The 19429-nt window shown below is 67.1% G+C and carries 16 protein-coding genes; 5 read left to right on the forward strand and 11 right to left on the reverse strand.

Features of this window, described 5'->3' with window-relative positions:
- Positions 1-5: 5 nt before the first annotated feature.
- The 5 genes from FAZ98_RS21600 to FAZ98_RS21620 form a co-directional block, all read right to left on the reverse strand.
- A complete protein-coding gene (locus FAZ98_RS21600) occupies positions 6-830 on the reverse strand; it encodes a quaternary amine ABC transporter ATP-binding protein (RefSeq protein WP_158953628.1) in 825 nt (274 codons plus the stop codon).
- 64 nt (positions 831-894) lie between these two features.
- A complete protein-coding gene (locus FAZ98_RS21605; RefSeq protein ID WP_158953630.1) occupies positions 895-1863 on the reverse strand; it encodes an ABC transporter permease in 969 nt (322 codons plus the stop codon).
- Between the two features lie 86 nt (positions 1864-1949).
- Entirely contained in the window at positions 1950-3089 is a 1140-nt protein-coding gene (locus tag FAZ98_RS21610) for a porin (protein ID WP_158953632.1), read from the reverse strand.
- 95 nt (positions 3090-3184) lie between these two features.
- Entirely contained in the window at positions 3185-4222 is a 1038-nt protein-coding gene (locus FAZ98_RS21615) for an ABC transporter substrate-binding protein (RefSeq protein ID WP_158953634.1), read from the reverse strand.
- A 108-nt stretch (positions 4223-4330) separates the two neighbouring features.
- A complete protein-coding gene (locus tag FAZ98_RS21620) occupies positions 4331-5464 on the reverse strand; it encodes a mandelate racemase/muconate lactonizing enzyme family protein (RefSeq protein ID WP_158953636.1) in 1134 nt (377 codons plus the stop codon).
- Between the two features lie 224 nt (positions 5465-5688).
- Here FAZ98_RS21620 and ehuR point away from each other — a divergent pair, with 224 nt between their 5' ends.
- A complete protein-coding gene (gene ehuR / locus FAZ98_RS21625) occupies positions 5689-7143 on the forward strand; it encodes a MocR-like ectoine utilization transcription factor EhuR (protein WP_158953638.1) in 1455 nt (484 codons plus the stop codon).
- A 143-nt stretch (positions 7144-7286) separates the two neighbouring features.
- Positions 7287-8822, forward strand: coding sequence for a methyl-accepting chemotaxis protein (locus FAZ98_RS36065; protein WP_158953640.1), 1536 nt, complete (start codon positions 7287-7289; stop codon positions 8820-8822).
- 31 nt (positions 8823-8853) lie between these two features.
- Here the strand turns inward: FAZ98_RS36065 and FAZ98_RS21635 are convergent, their stop codons facing one another.
- Positions 8854-9441 (reverse strand): flavin reductase family protein, encoded by a 588-nt coding sequence (locus tag FAZ98_RS21635; RefSeq protein WP_158953642.1) that lies wholly within the window; start codon positions 9439-9441, stop codon positions 8854-8856.
- A gap of 57 nt (positions 9442-9498) precedes the next feature.
- Positions 9499-10509 carry a helix-turn-helix domain-containing protein gene (locus FAZ98_RS21640; RefSeq protein ID WP_158953644.1) on the reverse strand — a complete coding sequence of 337 codons (1011 nt, stop codon included), beginning with the start codon at positions 10507-10509 and terminating at the stop codon, positions 9499-9501.
- Positions 10510-10799: 290 nt separating this feature from the next.
- Here FAZ98_RS21640 and FAZ98_RS21645 point away from each other — a divergent pair, with 290 nt between their 5' ends.
- Complete coding sequence (locus FAZ98_RS21645) at positions 10800-11018, forward strand: hypothetical protein (protein ID WP_158953646.1); 219 nt, start codon at positions 10800-10802, stop codon at positions 11016-11018.
- A gap of 26 nt (positions 11019-11044) precedes the next feature.
- Here the strand turns inward: FAZ98_RS21645 and FAZ98_RS21650 are convergent, their stop codons facing one another.
- The 4 genes from FAZ98_RS21650 to FAZ98_RS21665 form a co-directional block, all read right to left on the reverse strand.
- Positions 11045-12238, reverse strand: coding sequence for a porin (locus FAZ98_RS21650; RefSeq protein WP_158953648.1), 1194 nt, complete (start codon positions 12236-12238; stop codon positions 11045-11047).
- 138 nt (positions 12239-12376) lie between these two features.
- Positions 12377-13759, reverse strand: coding sequence for a cytochrome c (locus tag FAZ98_RS21655; RefSeq protein WP_158953650.1), 1383 nt, complete (start codon positions 13757-13759; stop codon positions 12377-12379).
- 8 nt (positions 13760-13767) lie between these two features.
- Positions 13768-15543 (reverse strand): GMC family oxidoreductase, encoded by a 1776-nt coding sequence (locus FAZ98_RS21660; protein ID WP_158953652.1) that lies wholly within the window; start codon positions 15541-15543, stop codon positions 13768-13770.
- Positions 15543-16295 (reverse strand): gluconate 2-dehydrogenase subunit 3 family protein, encoded by a 753-nt coding sequence (locus tag FAZ98_RS21665; protein WP_158953654.1) that lies wholly within the window; start codon positions 16293-16295, stop codon positions 15543-15545. The genes FAZ98_RS21660 and FAZ98_RS21665 overlap by 1 nt, the downstream gene beginning before the upstream one ends.
- Positions 16296-16683: 388 nt before the next feature.
- Here FAZ98_RS21665 and FAZ98_RS21670 point away from each other — a divergent pair, with 388 nt between their 5' ends.
- Together FAZ98_RS21670 and FAZ98_RS21675 are read left to right on the forward strand one after the other, a co-directional pair.
- Positions 16684-17631, forward strand: a complete 948-nt coding sequence (locus FAZ98_RS21670; RefSeq protein WP_158953656.1) for a dihydrodipicolinate synthase family protein — start codon at positions 16684-16686, stop codon at positions 17629-17631.
- A 40-nt stretch (positions 17632-17671) separates the two neighbouring features.
- Positions 17672-19252 (forward strand): aldehyde dehydrogenase (NADP(+)), encoded by a 1581-nt coding sequence (locus tag FAZ98_RS21675; RefSeq protein ID WP_158953658.1) that lies wholly within the window; start codon positions 17672-17674, stop codon positions 19250-19252.
- The last annotated feature ends 177 nt before the right edge of the window (positions 19253-19429 follow it).

Consider the following 19429-nt stretch of genomic DNA (forward strand, 5'->3'; position numbering starts at 1 on the left):
GGCGCTTAATGCGTCGTGCCGGCGCGGCGCTCGACGAAGCGGCGCACGTAGTCGTCGGCGGGGCGATGCAGGATGTCGTCGGGCGTGCCGCATTGAATCAGGCGGCCGTCGCGCAGAATGGCGATCTGGTTGCCGATGCGCAGCGCTTCGTCCAGGTCGTGCGTGATGAACACGATGGTCTTCCGGAGCGTCTTCTGCAACTCGAGCAACTGGTCCTGCATTTCCGTGCGGATCAGCGGATCCAGCGCGGAAAACGCTTCGTCCATCAGTAGCACGTCGGTGTTCGCGGCGAGCGCGCGCGCGAGGCCCACGCGTTGACGCATGCCGCCCGAGAGTTCGTCGGGGTAGTGATCGGCGTATCCGGCGAGGCCCACCTTGCCGAGCCATTCGCGCGCGCTCGCCAGCGCCTCGGCCTTCTTCTCGCCGCGCGTGACGAGCGCGTAGGCCGCGTTGTTGAGCACGGTTTGGTGCGGCAGCAGGCCGAAGCTCTGGAACACCATGCTCACGCCGTAGCGGCGCAACTCGCGCAGGCCGCCTTCGTTGAGCTTGAGCACGTCCTTGCCGTCGATGAGAATCTCGCCCACGGTGGGTTCGATCAGCCGGTTGAAATGGCGCACGAGCGTGGATTTGCCCGAGCCCGAGAGACCCATGATGACGAAGATCTGACCGGAGCCGATCGAGAGGCTCACGTCGTCGAGCCCCACGTTGCAGCGGGTTTTTTCGAGCACTTCCTTTTTGCCCGCGCCGCCGCGCAGCAGTTCGAGCGCGTGCTGGCTCGCGTCGCGCGTGCCGAAAATCTTGTAGACGTTCTTGACTTCGATGCCGCTCATGTTCGTTACCTCGATGCGTATTTGACGGCGCGCGAATCGTGTTCGGCTCGCGCGCCGGTCGGGTTCAGACCGCGCGCTTGACGGTGTTCTCCGCGCCGGCGTCGCCCGTGGCGCCAGCGTTCGCCGTGTCGTTCGCCGCCGTGTCGCGTGCGCGCCGGAACGGCACGCGCGAAGGCTGCATCGAACGGCGCGTGCGGCGGCCCTGGCCGTAGCCCTGGCTGATGCGGTCGATCACGATCGCGAGAATCACGATGGCGATACCGGCCTGCGTGCCCTTGCCCACGTCGAGCGTCTGAATGCCCGCGAGCACGTCCTCGCCCAGGCCGCGCGAGCCGATCATCGAGGCGATCACGACCATCGAGAGCGCCATCATTGTTGTCTGGTTGATACCGGCCATGATGCTCGGCCGCGCGAGCGGCAACTGCACGCCGAACAGCAATTGCGCACGCGTCGTGCCGAACGCGCGCGCGGCTTCGACGATCTCGCCGTCGACATGACGGATGCCGAGGTCGGTCAGGCGAATCAGCGGCGGCAGCGCGTAGACCACGGTAGCGAGAATCGCGGGCACCTTGCCGAGGCCGAACAGCATCAGCACGGGAATGAGGTACACGAAGCTGGGCAGTGTTTGCATCACGTCGAGCACGGGCAGCAGCACGCGCCGTACCGCGCTGCTCGACGAAGCGAGAATGCCGAGCGGCACGCCGAGCGCGACGGAGATGACGGTCGCGACCAGCATCAGCGCGAAGGTCTGCATGAGCTTGTCCCACAGTCCGAAGCAGCCGATCAGCCAGAGCAGGGCGACGAACAGCACGGCCACGCCCACGCGCCGCGACGCATGCCACGTGAGTACGCCCACGGCGAGCAGCACGACCCACGGCGGCGTCGCGCGCAGCAGGCCTTCGAGCGGCACCAGCACGTGGCGCAGCATGAGCACGCTGAAGTTGTGGAACGCGTCGCCGTAGCGCTGCACGAACGCGGTGACCTGATCGTTGACCCAGTCGGCGATCGAGAGGTGAAGGAAGGGAGATCCCATGATGAGCCTCATTCGGCGTGTGACATTGATGCGTGATGCGGGCGCGCGCCATGTCAGGACGCGCGCCGGACAACTCTAATGCCGCGTTAGAACGAGTGCGTGATGCCGACGCGGGTGATGACCTGGTTCTGCGTGCTCGACGGATTGAAGCCCGTGATCTGCGCGTTGTCGGCGGAACCGGCGGCGTGCTGATACGAACCCATCGCGTAGACGGACGTGCGCTTCGAGAGCGAGTACTGACCGATCAGGTTGACCTGGTGGTACTTCGGCTCGGTGTCGCTCGCGTGGTCGAGGCCGGTGGTGAACGTGTAGCCCGCGCCCACCGTGAAGGCCGGCGTGACCGCGTACGTGCCGGAGACTTCGTAGTTCTGGTAATGCAGGTCGTGACTGCCGTTACCCGACGAGAAGTCCACGTTCGAGTAGTTCGCCATCAGCTTGAGGCTGCCGAGCACGTACGACGCACCCGCCGAAAGAATGCCCTGATAGCGCGCGTTTGCGAGCGCGTTGCCGTACACGGCGTTGACGAAGCCGCCGCCGCTGCCGTAACCGGCCACGGCCGTGATCGGATCGTTCACGCGCAGGTAGCCCACGCCCGCGCTGAACGAGCCGAGCGTGTACGCGGCGGCCGCGCTATACGAGGCGTTGTTCGAGAACTGGCCGGCCTGGCCGCCGAGCGAGTAGTGGCCTTCGAACTGGAAGCCGGCGATCACCGGGCTCACGTACTTGATCGCGTTGTTGACCGGGAACCCGTTGTCGAGGTTGTCCATGTCGTTCGGATGCGCGAAGTACCAGCCGCCGTAGTTGCCGTTGAGCGAATACGGTTCGATCAGGTCGACGGTGGCGTCCCATTGCTTGCCCAGCGTGATCTGGCCGTATTGCTCGTTCTTCAGGCCCACGTAGGCGTTGCGCGAAAACGCGAGGCCGCCGCCAAGCCCGCCCGTGGCCGCGTTGAAGCCGCTTTCGAGGCGGAAGATGGCCGAATAGCCGCCACCCAGGTCTTCGCTGCCGCGCAGGCCCCAGCGGCTGCCCGCCGGCACGCCGCTTTGCATCTGCACGAGCCGGTTGCCGCTATTGGGCACGAGATTGCCGTTCGAGCCCGACGCCACGTTGTTGGCGTAGTCCACGCCCAGGTCGATGATGCCGTACAGCGTCACGCTGCTTTGCGCGTGCGCGCCCGCCGCGGCGAGGGCCAGCGGCAGTGCCGCGGCGATGATTTTTTTCTTCACGTGTGAATCTCCAGGTCGCGGGCCGGCATCGTCAGAATGTGCGCGGCCCTTTTTTCGTTGATTGGATCGGGTGGGAGGCGAGGGGTGTCAGCGCGTCATGCGCCGAGCGACTGCTGCACCTTCGTCGCGACGTCGGCGGGCACCCACGTCTTCCACATTTCCGGATGCTGCTTGAGGAACTTGAGCGCCTCGGCCTGCGCATCGACCTTATGCTCGGTCATGTCGAGAATGGTCGTGTTCAGGAAGTCGAGCGGGAAGTTGACCTTCGAGAAGAACGTCATGACGTCGGGTTCCGCTTGATAGAAGGGCGTGGACACACCGATCTTCAGATGCGAAACCAGATACGCCGAAGCGCATTGCTGCGCGCTGTTTTCCTCGCGCAGCGTCTTCCAGCAGGCTTCGTTGAACGGCGGCATCTTCAGTTGCACGAACTTGTATTTGGCCATCAGCGCGGCCGGTTCCCAGTAGTACGTGAGGATCGGCTTGCCGCGTTCGTACGCCGACGAAATCGCCGCGTCGAGCGCCGCGCCCGTGCCGGGGCGGAAGTTCGTATAGCTGTCGTCGAGCTTGAGCAGCTTCAGGAGGCGCGTGTTCACGCGCTCGCAGTCCCAGCCCGAGGGGCAGTTGAGGAAGCGGCCGCGATCCGGTTCCTCGTCGTCGGTGAAGAGCGCCTTGTATTTCGGCAGATCGCTCACGGATTGCAGGCCCGGCGCGCTCGGCTTGATGCCGCGCTTGGGGTCGCCGTGAATCACGTAGTCGGGCACGTACCAGCCTTCCTTCGTGCCGCCGGGCAGCGTGTCGCCCACGAGTTTCACCGTGCCCGCCTTCACGGCGTTCGCGACGATTTCCGAGCGGCCCGTCCATTGCTCGGACCACACCTGCAGGTCGTTGCGCGACAGTGCGGTTTCGGTCGCGGCGGTGCTGCCGGGCACGACGTCGCTCTGGCAGTTGTAGCCCGTCTTGAGGATGTAGCGCAGCACTTCGCTCGTGAAGTTGCCGCTTTCCCACGTGACGCCCGCGAAGTGCACGGGCTTGTTCTGGCCGCACCAGGTGCCGGCGGCGTGCGCGGGCAACGCCGCGAGCAGCGGCGCGGCGAGGCAGGCCGCGCGGATCAGCGAGGTAATGCGTTTCATGATGTCTCCTTTGTTATCGATGTTTTTGATGCTTCGTCATGCAAACTAATGTTTCTCGGCCTGGCCCGAAGCGGGTTCGGTTCGCGTATCGGCCGGGTTACTGCGAGGTCACTCGTAACGGCTGTCGGTCGCGGCCGTTGCCGCGAGCACGGCGTCGTCCAGTTCGAGGCCGAGGCCCGGCGCCTGACCGAGTTCGATAAAACCTTGTGCGTCGATGTCGATGGCGCGCGTGAGCGGAAAGTCGCGGCGTTCGTTGGTCCACTCGGGCGGGTCGTAGGGAAACTCCACAAAGGGCGCGTTGCCCGCGCCCGCCACCACGTGCAGATTCGCCGCGAGGCCGATGCCGTTGCCCCACGTGTGCGGCGTGAACACCTTGCCGTGCGCCTCGATCTGCGCGGCGAGCCTGCGCGCGCCTTCCATGCCGAGCGAACAGACCACGTCGGGCTGATAGACGTCGAGACAATCGTGCGCGAGCAGCGCCCCGAATTCGTGCGGGTCGCGCGTCATCTCGCCGCCCGCGATGCGCACGCCGGTGCGCTGGCGCAGTTGCGCGTGGCCCGCGTAGTCGCCGCGATGCAGCGGTTCTTCGACCCAGTACACGCGGTGGCGCTCGACTTCACGAATCACGGCGAGCGCCTGCTCCACGTTCCACGGCGCCTGCGTGTCCCACGGCATGCGCCAGCCCTGGTTGCAGTCGACCATCAGTTCGATGCCGTCGCCCGCCGCTTCGCGCACGGCGGCGAGCGCCGCGAGATCGTCGGCGAGACTCGCACGGCCAAAGCGCACCTTGAGCGCCGGAAAGCCGCGCGCGACGCAGTGCTCGGCCCAGCGCCCCATGCCGTCCAGCGAGCGATGCACGCCCGACGACGCATAGGCGCGCACCCGGCTCGCGCGGCCGCCCGCCATCTGCCAGCACGGCTCGCCGCGAATCTTGCCGGCGAGGTCCCAGAGCGCGACGTCGAGCGGCCACGGGCGGCCCGCGTGAAAGTTGATGTTGTCGAGGACGGCGGAATGGCGTTCGAGGTCGAGCGGGTCGGCGCCGATGAACAGGTCGCGGTAGTCGTCGAAGCCGTACATGGCGTCGCCGGAACCGATACCGACGCGGCCCGCGCTGTCTTCGACGCGGACGATGGTGGCCGGAAACGCGCGGCGCGGCCGGCTGTCCCACGACGCCGGAAAGGGCGGATCGAGCGGGAGCCGGTGCTGGCTCACGGTGATGCGGACGATGCGGTTTGTTGTCATGGTCTCTGAGCGCTGCAGGGCGGCTGAAAGGCACGTCCGGCGGCGATTGTCTCCTTCGCCTGTTCAGGCGTTACGGCATCCTAGAGGGGCAATTAACGCCACTCAATGAAGTCAATTGAAGTAAATGACAGCCTTCATTCCGGCGAATTGGGCGCGATAATGACGCAGCCTTGCGGCGCGCCCGCGAGGCGCTTTTATCCTTGTCGGACACCCGGGAAAACACCATGAACGGCTGGCTGCCCACGCTTTCGCGCAGCAACGAACCCAAGTACCGCGCGATCGCCGATGCCTATGTGCAGGCCATCAACGGGGGCCAGATGCTGCCCGGCGAAAAGCTGCCCGCGCACCGCTTGCTCGCGAAGAAACTCAGCGTGACCACGGGTACGGTGAGCCGCGCCTACGCCGAGCTGGAGCGCTGCGGCATGGTCGTCGCGCGCGTGGGCGACGGCACCTACGTGGCCGAGCCGGACGCCGATGGCGCGCGCCTCGCGCGTCTCGCGCGACCGGGCCTCGCGCGGCCCGAGCCCGAACGCGCCGACAGCCTGGCCGCGGCCACGCCGCTCGCGTCGGCTGTATCGCGTCTCGTTGACCTCGGTCAAAACGTGCCGATGCCCACCGACGAAGCCGCGCTGCTCACGCAAACCTTGCGCAATCTGTCCGCCGACGAACGGCTCGCGGGCGAATTGCTGCTGTATCAGCCGGAAGGCGGCCGCCGCTCGCATCGCGAGGCGGGCGCGCGCTGGCTCGCGCGCATGGGCTGCGCGGTGCCGGCCGAGCGCGTGCTCGTCACGCAGGGCGCGCAGCACGGGCTCGCGTGCGTGCTGCGCGCGGTGCTGCGCCCCGGCGACACGATCTTTGCCGAAGCGCTCAGCTATCCCGGCATCGTGGCGCTCGCGCGGCAGTTGCGGCTGAACCTCGTGGGTATCGAAATCGACGACGAAGGCATCGTGCCCGCCGCGCTCGAACGCGCCTGCGGCCTGCTGGCCCCGCGCGCGCTGTTCTGCGTGCCGACGCTGCACAACCCGACCACGGCCACGCTGTCCGAAGCGCGCCGCGCGCAGATCGCCGAGATCGCCGTGCGTCACAACCTCGTGGTGATCGAGGACCTCGTGCCCGCCGCGCTGCTTGACGCGCCGCCCGCGCCGCTCACGGCGCGCTTGCCCGAGCACGGCATCGTCATCAGCAGTTTGTCGAAGGCGGTCGCGCCGGGCTTGCGTATTGGCTATGTGCAGGCGCCGCAGGATTGGGTCGGCAAGATTCTCGCGGTGATCCGCAGCGATTGCTGGATGACCTCGCCGCTGCCGGCGGAAATCGCGGCGCGCTGGATCGTCGACGGTGAAATCGACCGGCTCATCGCGCAGCAGCGCGCGCAGGTGGCGCTGCGCCAGGCGAGCGCCGCCGAAGTGCTCGAAGGCTGGACCTATCGCACCGATCCGGCGAGCCCGCACTTGTGGCTGCCGCTCGCGGAGCCGTGGCGCGCGGCCGAATTTTCGGCGGCGTTGCGTCAGGCGGGCGTGCTCGTGAAAACGGCGGACAGTTTCGTGATCGGGCGCGGCTCGGCGCCGCACGCGGTGCGACTGAGTCTGGGCGGCGCGCGCAGCGACGAGATGCTGCGCGCGGGGCTGGAAGTGCTCGCGCGCACGCTGCGCAACGGGCCCGAGGGCTTGTATTCGGCGTGATGGCCGCGCGCGGCGCAGTCTCGTGCGCCCGCGCGACAAAAATCCCAGCAAATCTCACTTTTGTGCAGAGCCACGCGGCGCGGCATCGACTACTCTCGCCGGCGGGAGACGAGCCCCATCGAGGGGACGACACAAGGTGAACGATGAAACTGGTCCATCAACTTCCGCTGGCGCTCGGGGCGGCGCTGCTGGCGGCATCCGCGGCGGGGCTGTTCGGTATCTGGCAGATGAACCGCGCCGCGAATACCTATGAAACGCTGATCGAGGTCGACGACGCGAACGCGCGCGACGTAGCCGATGCGCTCGTGGCGTTCAAGAACCAGGTGCAGAACGGCAAGGACATCCTGCTGCGTGGTAAGGATGCCGAACAATACGGCAAGTACTGGCGCGCGTTCCAGAAATACGAGGCCGCCACGCAGGCCACGACCGAGCGCGTCGCGCTCGCGTTGCCGCCGGGCGCGGCGCGCGCGAAGCTCGAACGCTTCAACGCGCTGCATGCCGGTATGGGCGAGGCGTTCCGCCAGGCGCTCGAACGATTCAAGGCTTCGGGGTTCGACGTGGGGGTGGGCGACCGCGCCATCGACGGTCTCGACCGCGAATCGGCCATCGTGTTGCGCGAGGCGGGCGCGGCGATCGTCGCGGAAACCTCGCAGGCCATCGCCCGCGCCACGGCGCAGCAGCGCCGCGCGATGTTGGCGAGCATCGGCGTGATGGCGGCCATCGTGGCCGCGGGCGTGGCGCTCGCCGTGGCGTTCTCGCGCGCGATCACGCGCAAGCTGGGCGGCGAGCCCGACGACGCCCGCGACGCCGCGCGCCGGATCGCGGCCGGCGATCTCGACGTCGACCTGCACCTGCGCGCGGGCGACACCGAAAGCCTGATGGCCGCCATGCAGGCGATGACGCGCTCGCTCACGCGCATTGTCGGGCAGGTGCGCAGCAGCAGCGATTCGATCGCCACGGGCTCCGCGCAGATCGCCTCGGGCAACGCGTATTTGAGCCAGCGCACCGAGGAGCAGGCGAGCGCGTTGCAGGAAACGGCGGCTTCGATGGAACAGCTCAGCGCGACCGTGAAGCAGAACGCGGCCAATGCGCTCGAGGCGAGCGAACTGGCCGGGGGCGCCGCGAGCATCGCGACGAAGGGCGGCAACGTGGTGGGCGAAGTCGTCGCCACCATGCAGCGCATCAACGAGAGCGCGCGCAGGATCGGCGACATCACCGGCATCATCAATCACATTGCCGCGCAAACCAATATTCTCGCGCTCAACGCCGCCGTGGAGGCTGCGCGCGCGGGCGAGCAGGGGCGCGGTTTCGCCGTGGTCGCGACCGAGGTGCGCAGTCTCGCGCAGCGCAGCGCGCAGGCGGCGCGCGAGATTCAGGCGCTGATCGCGGAGAGCGTGGTGCGAGTGGAGGCGGGCAGCGCGCTGGTGGACGAAGCGGGCGCGACCATGACGCAGATCGTGAGTGCGATCGCGCGCGTGAGCCTGATCGTCGACGAAATCAGCCAGGCGAGCGCGGAGCAGAGCACGGGCGTGGAACAGGTGGGCGAGGCCGTCACGCAGATGGATCAGACCACGCAGCAGAACGCGGCACTCGTGGAAGAGAGCGCCGCAGCGGCGGAAAGCCTGCGCGAGCAGGCCGCGCAACTCGTGCGCTGCGTCGCGCAGTTTCGTTTGTCCTGATGCGCGCGACGCGGCAACGCGCCGCGCGGGCTTACTTCAGCGGGCGCGCCTTGATGCTGTCGCCCGCGCGCACGAAATTGCCCGCGCCGAGATGATGGATCGTGTGCAGGTCGCCGTTGCTGGCGTCGAGTTCCCAATGGCCGTTGCGGAACGCGCGCGGATCGGCGGCCGCCGAGACCACTTCGCAGAAGCAGGTGTCGTAGGCGTCTTCGGTGTGCGGCTCGGGAATCAGGCGGCATTCCATCCACGCCGCGCAGCCGGTTTCGAGCAGCGGCAAACCGAGCACCGGTCCGGCGATGGCGGGAATGTCGAAGTGCGTGAATTTGTCGATCTCGCGGCCGCTCACGCTGCCCACGGCGTAAGTGAGGTCGATGGCGGCCACGCCCGGAATGCACAGGCCGAACGTGCCGCTCGCGTGGATCAGTTCGCGCGTGAAGGTTTGCTTGTCGATCACGACGGCGATGCGCGGCGGCGTGAATTCCACCGGCATCGACCACGCGGCGGCCATGATGTTGCGGCGCGCGCCGTCCTGGCTCGTGACGAGCACGGTCGGGCCGTGATTGATGAGGCGGCTGGCGTGTTCGAGCGCCACTGGCGCGAAAGTCGAGGGCGTTGGCATCGTGCGCGTGCTGCGTGGGGTTGCGAAGCGACCGACTTTACAACAGATCGCGCGGCGTTACCGTCCTGCGGGCACGCTTTTGTAGAAACGCACGTCCTGCGGCGCGACATCGTAATCGCGGCGGAACGCTCGCGTGAAATCCGTCGCGCTGCGAAAACCCACGGAGTAGGCGATGTCCTTGATCGCCACGCCGGGATAACGCACGAGATCCTGGGCGGCCGCCCGCAGCCGCACGTGGCGGATATACGCGTTCAAACCGCCCTCGTGCTGAAAGAGCCGATACACGCTGGGCCGTGACAGCGCGAGCCGGTCGAGCACGAATTCGGGCGTGAGGTCGACGTTGGCGAGATTGGCGCGCACGAATTCGCGCGCGCTGGCGTAGGTGGCCGCGCGGGCGATCGCGCGCTTGCCGCCGATCAATCCGGCCTGGGCGGCAAACGCGGCGGCGATCAGCTCGACGAGCTCGCGCAGGTGCCGCTGCGCGGCTTCGGCGGTCATCTCGCGAATGTTGGCGCGCAGCCGCAGCACGCGCTCGACCACGACGCGCGCGGCCGGATCGTGCGGTGAGAGCCGGCGCCCATGGAGCGCGGCGGGGTCGGCGAACAACGACTGGATGAGCGCGCCTGGCGTGAAGATGGAGAAGTGGCGGCTGCCGCGCCGGATCAAGCGGACCGGCTGGTCGAGGTCGATGGCGAGCACGCCCACTTCGCCTTGCGCGTCGCCGCGCTTCGCGGGCCGCTCGATCACGCTTTGCGCATCGCCGTCGATGAAGACGTTGAAGCAGATGCGCCGCGCATTGTCCTGCGAAATGCGCGCAATGCTGCGGTCGAGCTTGATGAGGTCGGTATAGCAATCGGCGAACATGACGCCGCCCGCGTCCCAGCGCTCGATCGAGGCGCGAAACGGCGCGCCGACCTGGGCGTGCAGCGGCACGACGTCGGTGATCTGGCCCATGCGGTCGCGCCACGCCAGCAATTGCTCGCGCACGGGCAGGGCGTTGACGTCGAAATGAGCGTAGGGAATGCGCTCGGGCGCCGGTGTGCCGGCGAGTGGCGGGTCGTGTGGCATCGTCGTTCTGATTGTTCTTGGTTTGTCGATGCCAGCAACGTATGCAGCCGAAAGCCGCAAGTCAAGGCCTGTGCGCGAATGCGACACGCGCCGGGCGGCGTCGACGTGCCGTGCGCCGTTGAAATACGCGTGCCATATTTCGGGCCGGAATGACGGCGGTCTGGCGGTCCGAAGTGTCGCCAAAGTGCCGCCAAACCGCCGCGCGGGCGGCGCGATATCAGTGAAAACCGCGCCCCGGAATCGGCGTAAAAACGCTAAAGATTTCGCGCCGCGCCGCCGTTAGTGCAGGCATGAAAACGCTATTTACCCAGTCCGACGCCCGCTTCGTTCTGTCGCTCGCGCTCGAGATCGCCACCGACCAGGCGGCGCAGGCCGGCGTCGAGCTCGAATCGGCGACGGGATCGGCGATTTACGACGACGTGATCGAGTCCACGCTGGCGAAATTCGCGCCCACCGTCACCATGGACGAGTTCTACTGCCTGCTCTCGCGTCCCGACGTATTGCACTGAACGCGAAACACCGCCTGGTTAGTTAGTTAGAACTTCTGACGAAGGCCCACGCTCACGATCGCCTGCGACTGCGCCGCCGCGGAGTGGCCGTTGCCCTTGTCTGACACGGAGGCCGTTGCCGCGACCGGGCGGCCGAGCGCGTCGAGCGTCTCGCCCGAGGCGTGCTGATAACCGGCGAGCAGGTACACCGTCGAGCGCCGGGAGACGTCGTAGAGCGCGCCGAGCGAGACGTTGTGATACTGCGCGTCGTCGTTCACGCCGTCCGCGCCGCTGCCGCGCGTATAGCTGTAGCCCGCGAACAGATGCGCGTTCGGGCGCACGTTCCATTGCGTGAAAATACCGGCGATATTGAAGCTGGCGTTGCCCGCGAACAGCGAGTTCGCGCCCGCGCGGTACTGCACGTTGCTGTAGTTCACGCCCACCACGGCCGCGCCGAAGTCGTAGGTCGCGCCCGCCGCCACCACCTGCTGCGACTGCGCGCTCGCGTAGCCCTCGTTGATCGACGAATTGAAGGTGCCGTCGAAGGTGCCCTGCCACTTGCCGTAAGTGGCGTCGGCGAGACCGGTCTTGCTGTTGTCCGAGCGCTCGTAACCCACGCCCACGTGCAGCGGCCCGTTCGCATAGCCCGCGCCCACGCTCCACGTGTTCTTGCGTTTCAGGCTGCCTGCCTGGCCGCCGAAGCCGTACAGCGCGCCGAACGTAAAGCCCGCGACGTTCGCGCTCGTGTACTTGATCGAATTGTCGACACGCGTGGTCTGGTCGAGGTCGTCGATGTCGCCCGGATGCGCGCCGAAGCCTCCGATGAAGTTGACCGGCGCGACCGGCCCGACGAAGTCGTCGAGCGAGGTGTACTGGCGGCCCATCGTCAGCGAGCCGTATTGCCGGTCGGCGAGGCCCGCGAACGCCTGGCGGCCGAACAGGCGGCCGCTCTGGCCCGAGGTGCCGTTGGTGAGGTCGAAGCCGTCTTCGAGCAGGAAGATCGCGGCCAGACCGTTGCCCAGGTCTTCCTTGCCCTTGATGCCCCAGCGGCTGCCGGAGAGATTGCCGCTCGTCGCGCCCACATTCGAATGGCCGCTGTACGCGCCGGTCGTGCCCGTGCGTTCGCTGCTGCGGTAGGTGAGGCCCGCGTCGGCGATGCCGTAGAGCGTGACGGAGTTTTGCGCGAAGGCGCTGCCCGCGAGCGTGAGCAGGACGGGCGCGGCGTAGAGGTGTGTCTTCATCGGTGTCATCAACATGCATGGATTGCCGCGTGGGCAATCTCTTGTTATGCGCGCGCCGGCCCGCCGCCTCGCGCACGAGGCGCGCGAGGCGAAGGAGGCAAACGGGCAGGCTTACGCGGGGGAAAACGGAGCGGGAAACTAGCGCTCGAGCGAGGCGCCCGGCGGAAGTTCGGGCGCGTTCACGGTGACGGTCTTGCGGACCTTCGCCACGTCTGCCGCGCTCACGGGGGTGCCGGCGTTGCCCCAGCTCGTACGCACGAAGGTCGAGACATCGGCGACTTCCTGGTCGGAGAGGCGCCAGCCGAAGCCCGGCATCGTGATGGTCGAGGGCGCCGTTTTCGTGCCCATTAGCGCGTTGCCCGTGAGCAGCACGTGGATCAGCGAAGTGGGGTCCTTGCCCTGCACGACGGGATTGCCGCCGAGCGCGGGGAACACGCGCGTGTAGCCGCGTCCGGTGCTGCGATGGCAGGCCATGCAGTTGTCGCGATACACGGCCGCGCCGCGCGCGCTCGCGTTGCCGCCTTGCAGCGCCTGCGCGGCGGCGTCGTCGTACGCGTACGGCGTTTCTTTCGCGTCGCTGGTCGGCAGCGTCTTGAGGTAACGCGCCATGGCGAGCAGATCGGCATCGGTCATGTGCTGCATGCTGTGCTGCACGACGTCGGTCATGCCGCCGAACGCCGCCGTATGCAAATTGCGCCCCGACTTGAGGAACTGCACGATGTCGTCTTCGCTCCACGCGCCGAGGCCCGTGCGCGCGTTGCCGCGAAGGTTGGTGGGCACCCAGCCGTCGATGGCCGCGCCGCCCGCGAGGAAGTCGTCGCCCTCGAGGTCGGTGAGCGCGAGTTCCTGCATCGTGCGCGCGCGCGGCGTGTGGCAGGCGCCGCAATGGCCGAGCCCTTGCACGAGATACGCGCCGCGCGCGACGATCGCGTCGTTGTAGTGCGTGCCGTCGAACACCTGTACCTTCGGCGCGAACAGCAGGCGCCAGAACGACAGCGGCCAGCGCATCGAGAGCGGCCACGGAATGTCCACCGCGCGATTGCCCGCCGGCACGGGCGCCACGCCTTGCATGAAATACGCGTAGAGCGCTTTCATGTCGTCGTCGGAAAGGCGCGCGTAGGAGGGGAACGGCATTGCCGGGTAGAGCGTGTCGCCGTTCGGGCGCACGCCCTGGCGCACGGCCTTCGCGAAGTCGTCGTAGCTCCACTTGCCGATGCCGGTGTTCGAATCGGGCGTGATGTTGGTCGAATAGATCGCGCCGATGGGCGTGTCGAACTTCAGACCGCCCGCGAACGGCTTGCCGCCTTGCGTCGTGTGACAGGCGATGCAGTCGCCCGCGCGCGCGAGGTATTCGCCATGCGCGACGAGCGCGGCGTTGGCGTTGGGGGCATCGGCGGTTGCGCTCGTGGCTGCGCTCGCGGCCGCATTCGCGGCTTGCATCGTCGTCGAAATGCACGCAGCCGCGGCCAGCGACGCAAGCATCGTGCGTGCAAAGCGCCCGCCAATCAGGTTCTTTTTCATGCGGTTCTTCACACGCTCACCAACGGTCCGGGGTTCTTCAGATACTGGTTGCGGATCGCTTTCGCGGACCAGTAGGCGAGGGCGGCGACGAGGCCGGTCGGGTTATAGCCGATGCCTTGCGGAAACGCCGACGCGCCCATCACGAACACGTTGTGCACATCCCAGCTTTGCAGATAGCGGTTGACGACGCTCGTTTTCGGGTCGGTGCCCATGATCGCGCCGCCCACGAGGTGGGTGGTCTGATAGCGGCGCGAGTCGAAATGCGCGCCGAACTGCCGCGTGTACACGTTGATGGCCTTCGGTCCCATGGCCTCGGCGATCTTGTGCATCTGGCCCGTCACGTACTGCGCCATCTTGATGTCGTTGTCCTTCCAGTCGAAGGTCATGCGCAACAGCGGCTGGCCATACGAGTCGCGATAGGTGGGATCGAGGTCGAGAAACACGTCGCGATACGACATGTTCGAGCCGTGCGCGTCCATCGAAATGGTGTGCGCGTAGTGATCCTTCACGGACTTCTTCCACGCGCTGCCCCAGTTGGGCGTGCCCGCCGGCGTGGCGATGCCGCTGATCGGCTTCACGCCCGCCTGGTTCACCCACAGCGGCGAGCCGCCGACGAAGCCGAGCGGCCCGTGGTCGAAGTTGTCGGCGTTGAAGTCGTCCACGGCCACGCCGTTGCCGCCCGCGCCGATAAACGGATTCGTCCACGTGTCTTTGTCGAAGAACGCCGTGATCGTCGAGAGATTCTGATACGCGAAGTTGCGCCCGACCACGCCCTCGCCCGAGACCGGATTGTATGGTTTGCCGATGCCCGAAAGCAGCAGCAGATGCACGTTGTGATACTGGAACGCCGAAACGATGACGAGATCGGCGGGCTGGAACACTTCCTGGCCGGCCGGATCGACGTACGTCACGCCCGTGGCGCGCGTTTTCGTGTCGTCGAGTTCAACGCGCAGCACGTGGCATTTCGAGCGCAGTTCGAAATGCTTTTCCTGCTTGAGCGCGGGGAGGATGTTGAGATTCGGCGAGGCCTTCGAGTACATGTAGCACGCGTAGCCGCTGCAATAGCCGCAGAAGTTGCACGGCCCCATCTGCGCGCCGTACGGATTCGTGTAGGGCCCCGAAGTATTCGCCGAGGGCAGCCGGTACGGATGCAGCCCGAGCGATTGCGCCGCGTCGAAAAAGCGCTGCGCCGAATACGTGTTCAATTGCGCGGGCAGCGGGAAGTTGTCGCTGCGCGGCGCTTCGAACACGTTGCCGTCGCCCACCACGTTGCCGTTCACCTTGTACGCCTGGCCCGAAGTGCCGAACACCTTCTCCGCGAAGTCGAAGTGCGGTTCCAGTTCGTCGTAGCTCACGCCGTAATCCTGGATCGTCATGCCTTCGGGAATGAACTTCTTGCCGTAGCGTTCCTCGTAATGGCTCTTCAGGCGCAGCTCTTCTGGCGTGATGCGAAAGTGCACGCCCGACCAGTGCAGACCCGCGCCGCCCACGCCTTCGCCGGGCAAGAACGCGGCCAGCTGGCGGTAAGGCAACGCCGTGTCGTTCACGCCATGCCGGATCGACACGGTGGTCTTCGAAAGATCGAGGAACAGCTTCTTGCGGATGTTGTACGTGAGTTCGTCGATGGTGTTCGGGTACGCGCCATCGGGGTAGGTGTCGCGATACTCGCCGCGTTCGAGCGCGACCACGTTCAGGCCCGCTTCGGTGAGTTCCTTCGAGAGGATCGCGCCGGTCCAGCCAAAGCCGACCACCACGGCGTCCACATGCGGTTTCTTGATCGCCATTACGTGCGCTCCCCGTTGATCGATACCGGACCGTAGGGATACGGCTTGCCGTTCTGGTTGACGAAATCCATGAAATCGGCGCGTGCGCCGGGAAAGCCGATCATCTGCCAGGCGGCCATGTTGCGGTTGCCGCCGTGGATCGGATCGCAGAAGTAACCTTCGCGCGTGTTCTGCAGCAACTGGCCGAAGAACACCGAGGCGGGCACGCCGTCGAGTTCGACCTTGCCCGCTTCGAGCGCGGCCAGCACGCTGTCGCGCGTGGCGGCGTCGAGCGCGTCGAAGTCCTTGCCGTACGACTTCGTGCAATACGCGTTCACGGCGGCGATGCCCAGGCGGTACACGTCGCGCGGCACCAGCTTCAGCTGATAGCCGAGTTCCGGCACGCCTTGCTGGAACGGCCCCTGCATGTACCAGAGCGCGCCGTGCGCGTAGGGCGTGTCCATCTGCCGGTCGATGAATTCGGGCACGCCCGCTTCGAGCGCGCCGGGGCCTTCGGTATCGGCGGGAATCAGACGGTCGGCGGCCGCTTCGACGAAGGCCCACTCGCGGGCGTCGAAGAAGCGGGGTTTGTACGCGGCAGCCTGCGCGGACGAGCCCGCGGTGGCCGCGGCGCCGGACGCCGTGGATGCATCCGTGGCCGCAGTCGCGGGCGATTTCGCGCCGCCTTCGCAGCCGGCGAGCGCGCTGGCGGGAACGAGCACGGCGGCCGTGCGCAGAAAGCCGCGTCGTGTCGTGAGTGGGGATTCGGACATGGTTGGATTCTGTATGAGTTCGGCACGGCGTGATCCGGCCGTGGCCAGCCTGGGCCGCGCGTCGTGCTCGTGCCATTGCGCGGGCCGGTTCGACGGATCGACGCCGGTGACAAGTCGCCGAACGTCGCAGCGGCGACCCGGCGACACATGGTAAATGGAACCGGTTCCAAGATTCGGCGGCGATTCTACAATATTCCGTTACGAAGGCTGTAGCGATCGCGCAGGGCGGGGGTATCGGCGCAGATGCGGCGCAGGTCGCGGCACGGGTTTCGAGCGGTTTAGGGCACGCTCCGAACAAACCCTAACAAGTCCATAAGTTGTTTGACAACTAAGGCGACGCGATGCTACTGTCGCATTATTGACAACCCACCATTCAGCACAAGGCTCCATGAACGTGTCCCCGATCGTCGAGAGCGAATTCGCCTCGACCGTGATGGCCGTGCCGCCGCTCGCACGCCGCCCCGACTTCTCGCTCGACGTCGAAGCCAACCGCAAGCTGATCCAGCATATGGAAGCGGGCGGCCTGCGCACGCTGCTGTACGGCGGCAACGCGAATCTGTACCACGTGGCCGTGAGCGAATACCGAGAGTTGCTTGACATGCTCGCCGACCTGACCGCGCCCGAAACGCGCGTGATCCCGGCTATCGGCGCGGACTACGGCAAGATGCTCGACCAGGCGCGCATCCTTTCGCAAACGCAGTACCAGACGGCCATGGTTCTGCCGCTCACGGGCTTCACCACGCCGGCCGGCGTGGAAGCGGGCCTCACGCGCATCGCCGACACCGCGGGCATTCCGCTCACGCTCTATATCAAGAGCGAGGATTACGTCGATGTCGAGACGCTCGTGCGTCTGGTCGAGCGCGGCACGCTCATCGCCGTCAAGTACGCGATTGTCCGCAAGGATCCCGCGAACGACCCGTATCTGCGCGGTCTGCTCGAGCGCGTGCCCGCTTCGAAGGTCGTGTCGGGCATGGGCGAGCGCCCGGCGCTGGTGCACGTGCGCGATTTCGGCCTGGCCGCCTGGACCACGGGTTCGGGCTGTATCGCGGCGAACGCCGTGATGGCGCTCCTGAAGGCCGCGAAGGAAGGCCGCGCGGAAGAAGCGCAACAGCTTTACGACGCGTTCATGCCGCTCGAAACGCTGCGCGACGACATCTCGCTGATCCGCGTGCTGCACGACGCCGTCACGCTCTCCGGCATCGCCGACATGGGCCCGATCCTGCCGCTGCTCTCGCAGTCGCCGGCCGAAGCGCTGCCCGCCATCGGCGCGGCGGCGAAGGAACTGCTCGCGTTCGAGCAGAAGCGGCTCGCCGCGTCCTCGGCGGCGCACGCGTAAGCTGTCGGTTCGTGCAACGAAACGGATGAACGGAGCGACTATGCAGATTACGGGAGCCATGCTGATCGGCGCGCAGGCCGTGCGCGGCGCAGCAGGCGAAATGCGGGCCTTCGCGCCCGCGCTGGGCGAGGAGATCGAACCGGCGTTCGGTCTGGGCGGCAAGGCCGAAGTCGCGCGCGCCTGCGAACTCGCGGGCCAGGCGTTCGACGCGTTCCGCGCCGCGCCGTTCGAAACGCGCGCGCGTTTGCTCGAAGCGATCGCCGAACGCATCGTCGGGATCGGCGACGCCTTGATCGAGCGCGCGCATCTCGAGTCGGCGCTGCCCAAGGCGCGCCTCGAAGGCGAGCGCGGCCGCACGGTCGGCCAGTTGCGCCTGTTCGCCACGCTGGTGCGCGACGGCCGCTGGTGCGGCGCGGTGCTCGACTCGGCACTGCCCGAGCGCAAGCCGCTGCCGCGTTCGGACCTGCGCGCGCAGCGCATTCCGCTCGGCCCCGTGGCCGTGTTCGGTGCGAGCAATTTCCCGCTGGCGTTCTCGGTGGCGGGCGGCGACACGGCTTCGGCACTGGCGGCCGGTTGTCCGGTCGTCGTGAAGGCGCACCTCGCGCATCCGGGCACCTCGGAACTCGTCGGCCGCGCGATCCAGCAGGCCGTGGCGGACGTCGGTCTGCCCGAAGGCGTGTTCTCGCTCGTGTTCGGCGGCGGCAACGAAGCGGGCGAAACGCTCGTGGCGCATCCGGCCATCAAGGCCGTGGGTTTCACGGGTTCGCGCCGCGGCGGTCTCGCGCTCGCGAACATCGCCGCGAATCGCCTCGAACCCATTCCCGTCTACGCGGAAATGAGCAGCGTCAATCCGATGTTCGTGCTGCCGGCGGCGCTGGCCGCGCGCACGGAAGCGCTGGCGCAAGGTTTCGTCGATTCGCTCACGCTGGGCGTGGGTCAGTTCTGCACGAATCCGGGCCTCGTGCTCGCCATCGACGGTCCCGATCTCGACCGCTTCGTGAAGACCGCTAGCGCGGCGCTCGCGCAAAAGCCCTCGCAGTCCATGCTGACGGCGGGCATCGCCTCGGCCTATGAAGAAGGCGTGGCGGCGCGCGAAAAGCTCGCGGGTGTCGAGGTGCTGGCGGAAGGCGCGAAAACAGAAGCCCATTGCGACGCGCTGCCGGTGTTGTTCAAGACCAGCGCCGCGCAGTTTCTCGCGCAGCACGCGTTGTCCGACGAAATCTTCGGACCGACCTCGGTCGTGATCGCCTGCCGCGACGAAGCCGAACTCGCGCGCGTGGCCGAGCAGCTCGAAGGCCAGCTCACGGCCACGCTGCACATCGACCGCGACGACTACGCGATGGCCGCGCGCCTCCTGCCTATTCTGGAACGCAAGGCGGGCCGCATTCTCGCGAACGGCTTCCCCACGGGCGTGGAAGTGTCGTATGCGATGGTGCACGGCGGCCCGTTCCCGGCCACGTCCGACTCGCGCACGACCTCGGTAGGCGCCATGGCGATCGAGCGCTTCCTGCGCCCGGTGTGCTACCAGGATCTGCCGGCGGAACTCTTGCCGGCCACGCTGCAGAACGACAACCCGCTGCAGCTGTGGCGCTTGCGCGACGGCGAACTCGTGCGCGGGTAATCCCTCGTACGCGCGGCGGGAAGCCGGACCGCCGCGGGAAGGACCAGCAGGAAAACAGCGCCCGCCCGGTTTTCGCGGGCGCTTTCTCCGACAAGGAGCCGACAACTCCCCCACGAAGCGCCTGACGTTGCTTGACAACTTGGTGTGTGGTTCGGCATCCTTCGGTGGGCTCGGCCT

It is taken from the genome of Paraburkholderia acidisoli (assembly GCF_009789675.1).
In the GTDB taxonomy this organism is placed as follows: domain Bacteria; phylum Pseudomonadota; class Gammaproteobacteria; order Burkholderiales; family Burkholderiaceae; genus Paraburkholderia; species Paraburkholderia acidisoli.

Coding starts and splice junctions, on each gene's coding strand:
- FAZ98_RS21600 (WP_158953628.1), bottom strand. CDS start 830: ATGAGCGGCATCGAAGTCAAGAACGTCTACAAGATTTTCGGCACGCGC.
- FAZ98_RS21605 (WP_158953630.1), bottom strand. CDS start 1,863: ATGGGATCTCCCTTCCTTCACCTCTCGATCGCCGACTGGGTCAACGAT.
- FAZ98_RS21615 (WP_158953634.1), bottom strand. CDS start 4,222: ATGAAACGCATTACCTCGCTGATCCGCGCGGCCTGCCTCGCCGCGCCG.
- FAZ98_RS21620 (WP_158953636.1), bottom strand. CDS start 5,464: ATGACAACAAACCGCATCGTCCGCATCACCGTGAGCCAGCACCGGCTC.
- ehuR (WP_158953638.1), top strand. CDS start 5,689: ATGAACGGCTGGCTGCCCACGCTTTCGCGCAGCAACGAACCCAAGTAC.
- FAZ98_RS36065 (WP_158953640.1), top strand. CDS start 7,287: ATGAAACTGGTCCATCAACTTCCGCTGGCGCTCGGGGCGGCGCTGCTG.
- FAZ98_RS21635 (WP_158953642.1), bottom strand. CDS start 9,441: ATGCCAACGCCCTCGACTTTCGCGCCAGTGGCGCTCGAACACGCCAGC.
- FAZ98_RS21640 (WP_158953644.1), bottom strand. CDS start 10,509: ATGCCACACGACCCGCCACTCGCCGGCACACCGGCGCCCGAGCGCATT.
- FAZ98_RS21645 (WP_158953646.1), top strand. CDS start 10,800: ATGAAAACGCTATTTACCCAGTCCGACGCCCGCTTCGTTCTGTCGCTC.
- FAZ98_RS21650 (WP_158953648.1), bottom strand. CDS start 12,238: ATGAAGACACACCTCTACGCCGCGCCCGTCCTGCTCACGCTCGCGGGC.
- FAZ98_RS21655 (WP_158953650.1), bottom strand. CDS start 13,759: ATGAAAAAGAACCTGATTGGCGGGCGCTTTGCACGCACGATGCTTGCG.
- FAZ98_RS21660 (WP_158953652.1), bottom strand. CDS start 15,543: ATGGCGATCAAGAAACCGCATGTGGACGCCGTGGTGGTCGGCTTTGGC.
- FAZ98_RS21665 (WP_158953654.1), bottom strand. CDS start 16,295: ATGTCCGAATCCCCACTCACGACACGACGCGGCTTTCTGCGCACGGCC.
- FAZ98_RS21670 (WP_158953656.1), top strand. CDS start 16,684: ATGAACGTGTCCCCGATCGTCGAGAGCGAATTCGCCTCGACCGTGATG.
- FAZ98_RS21675 (WP_158953658.1), top strand. CDS start 17,672: ATGCAGATTACGGGAGCCATGCTGATCGGCGCGCAGGCCGTGCGCGGC.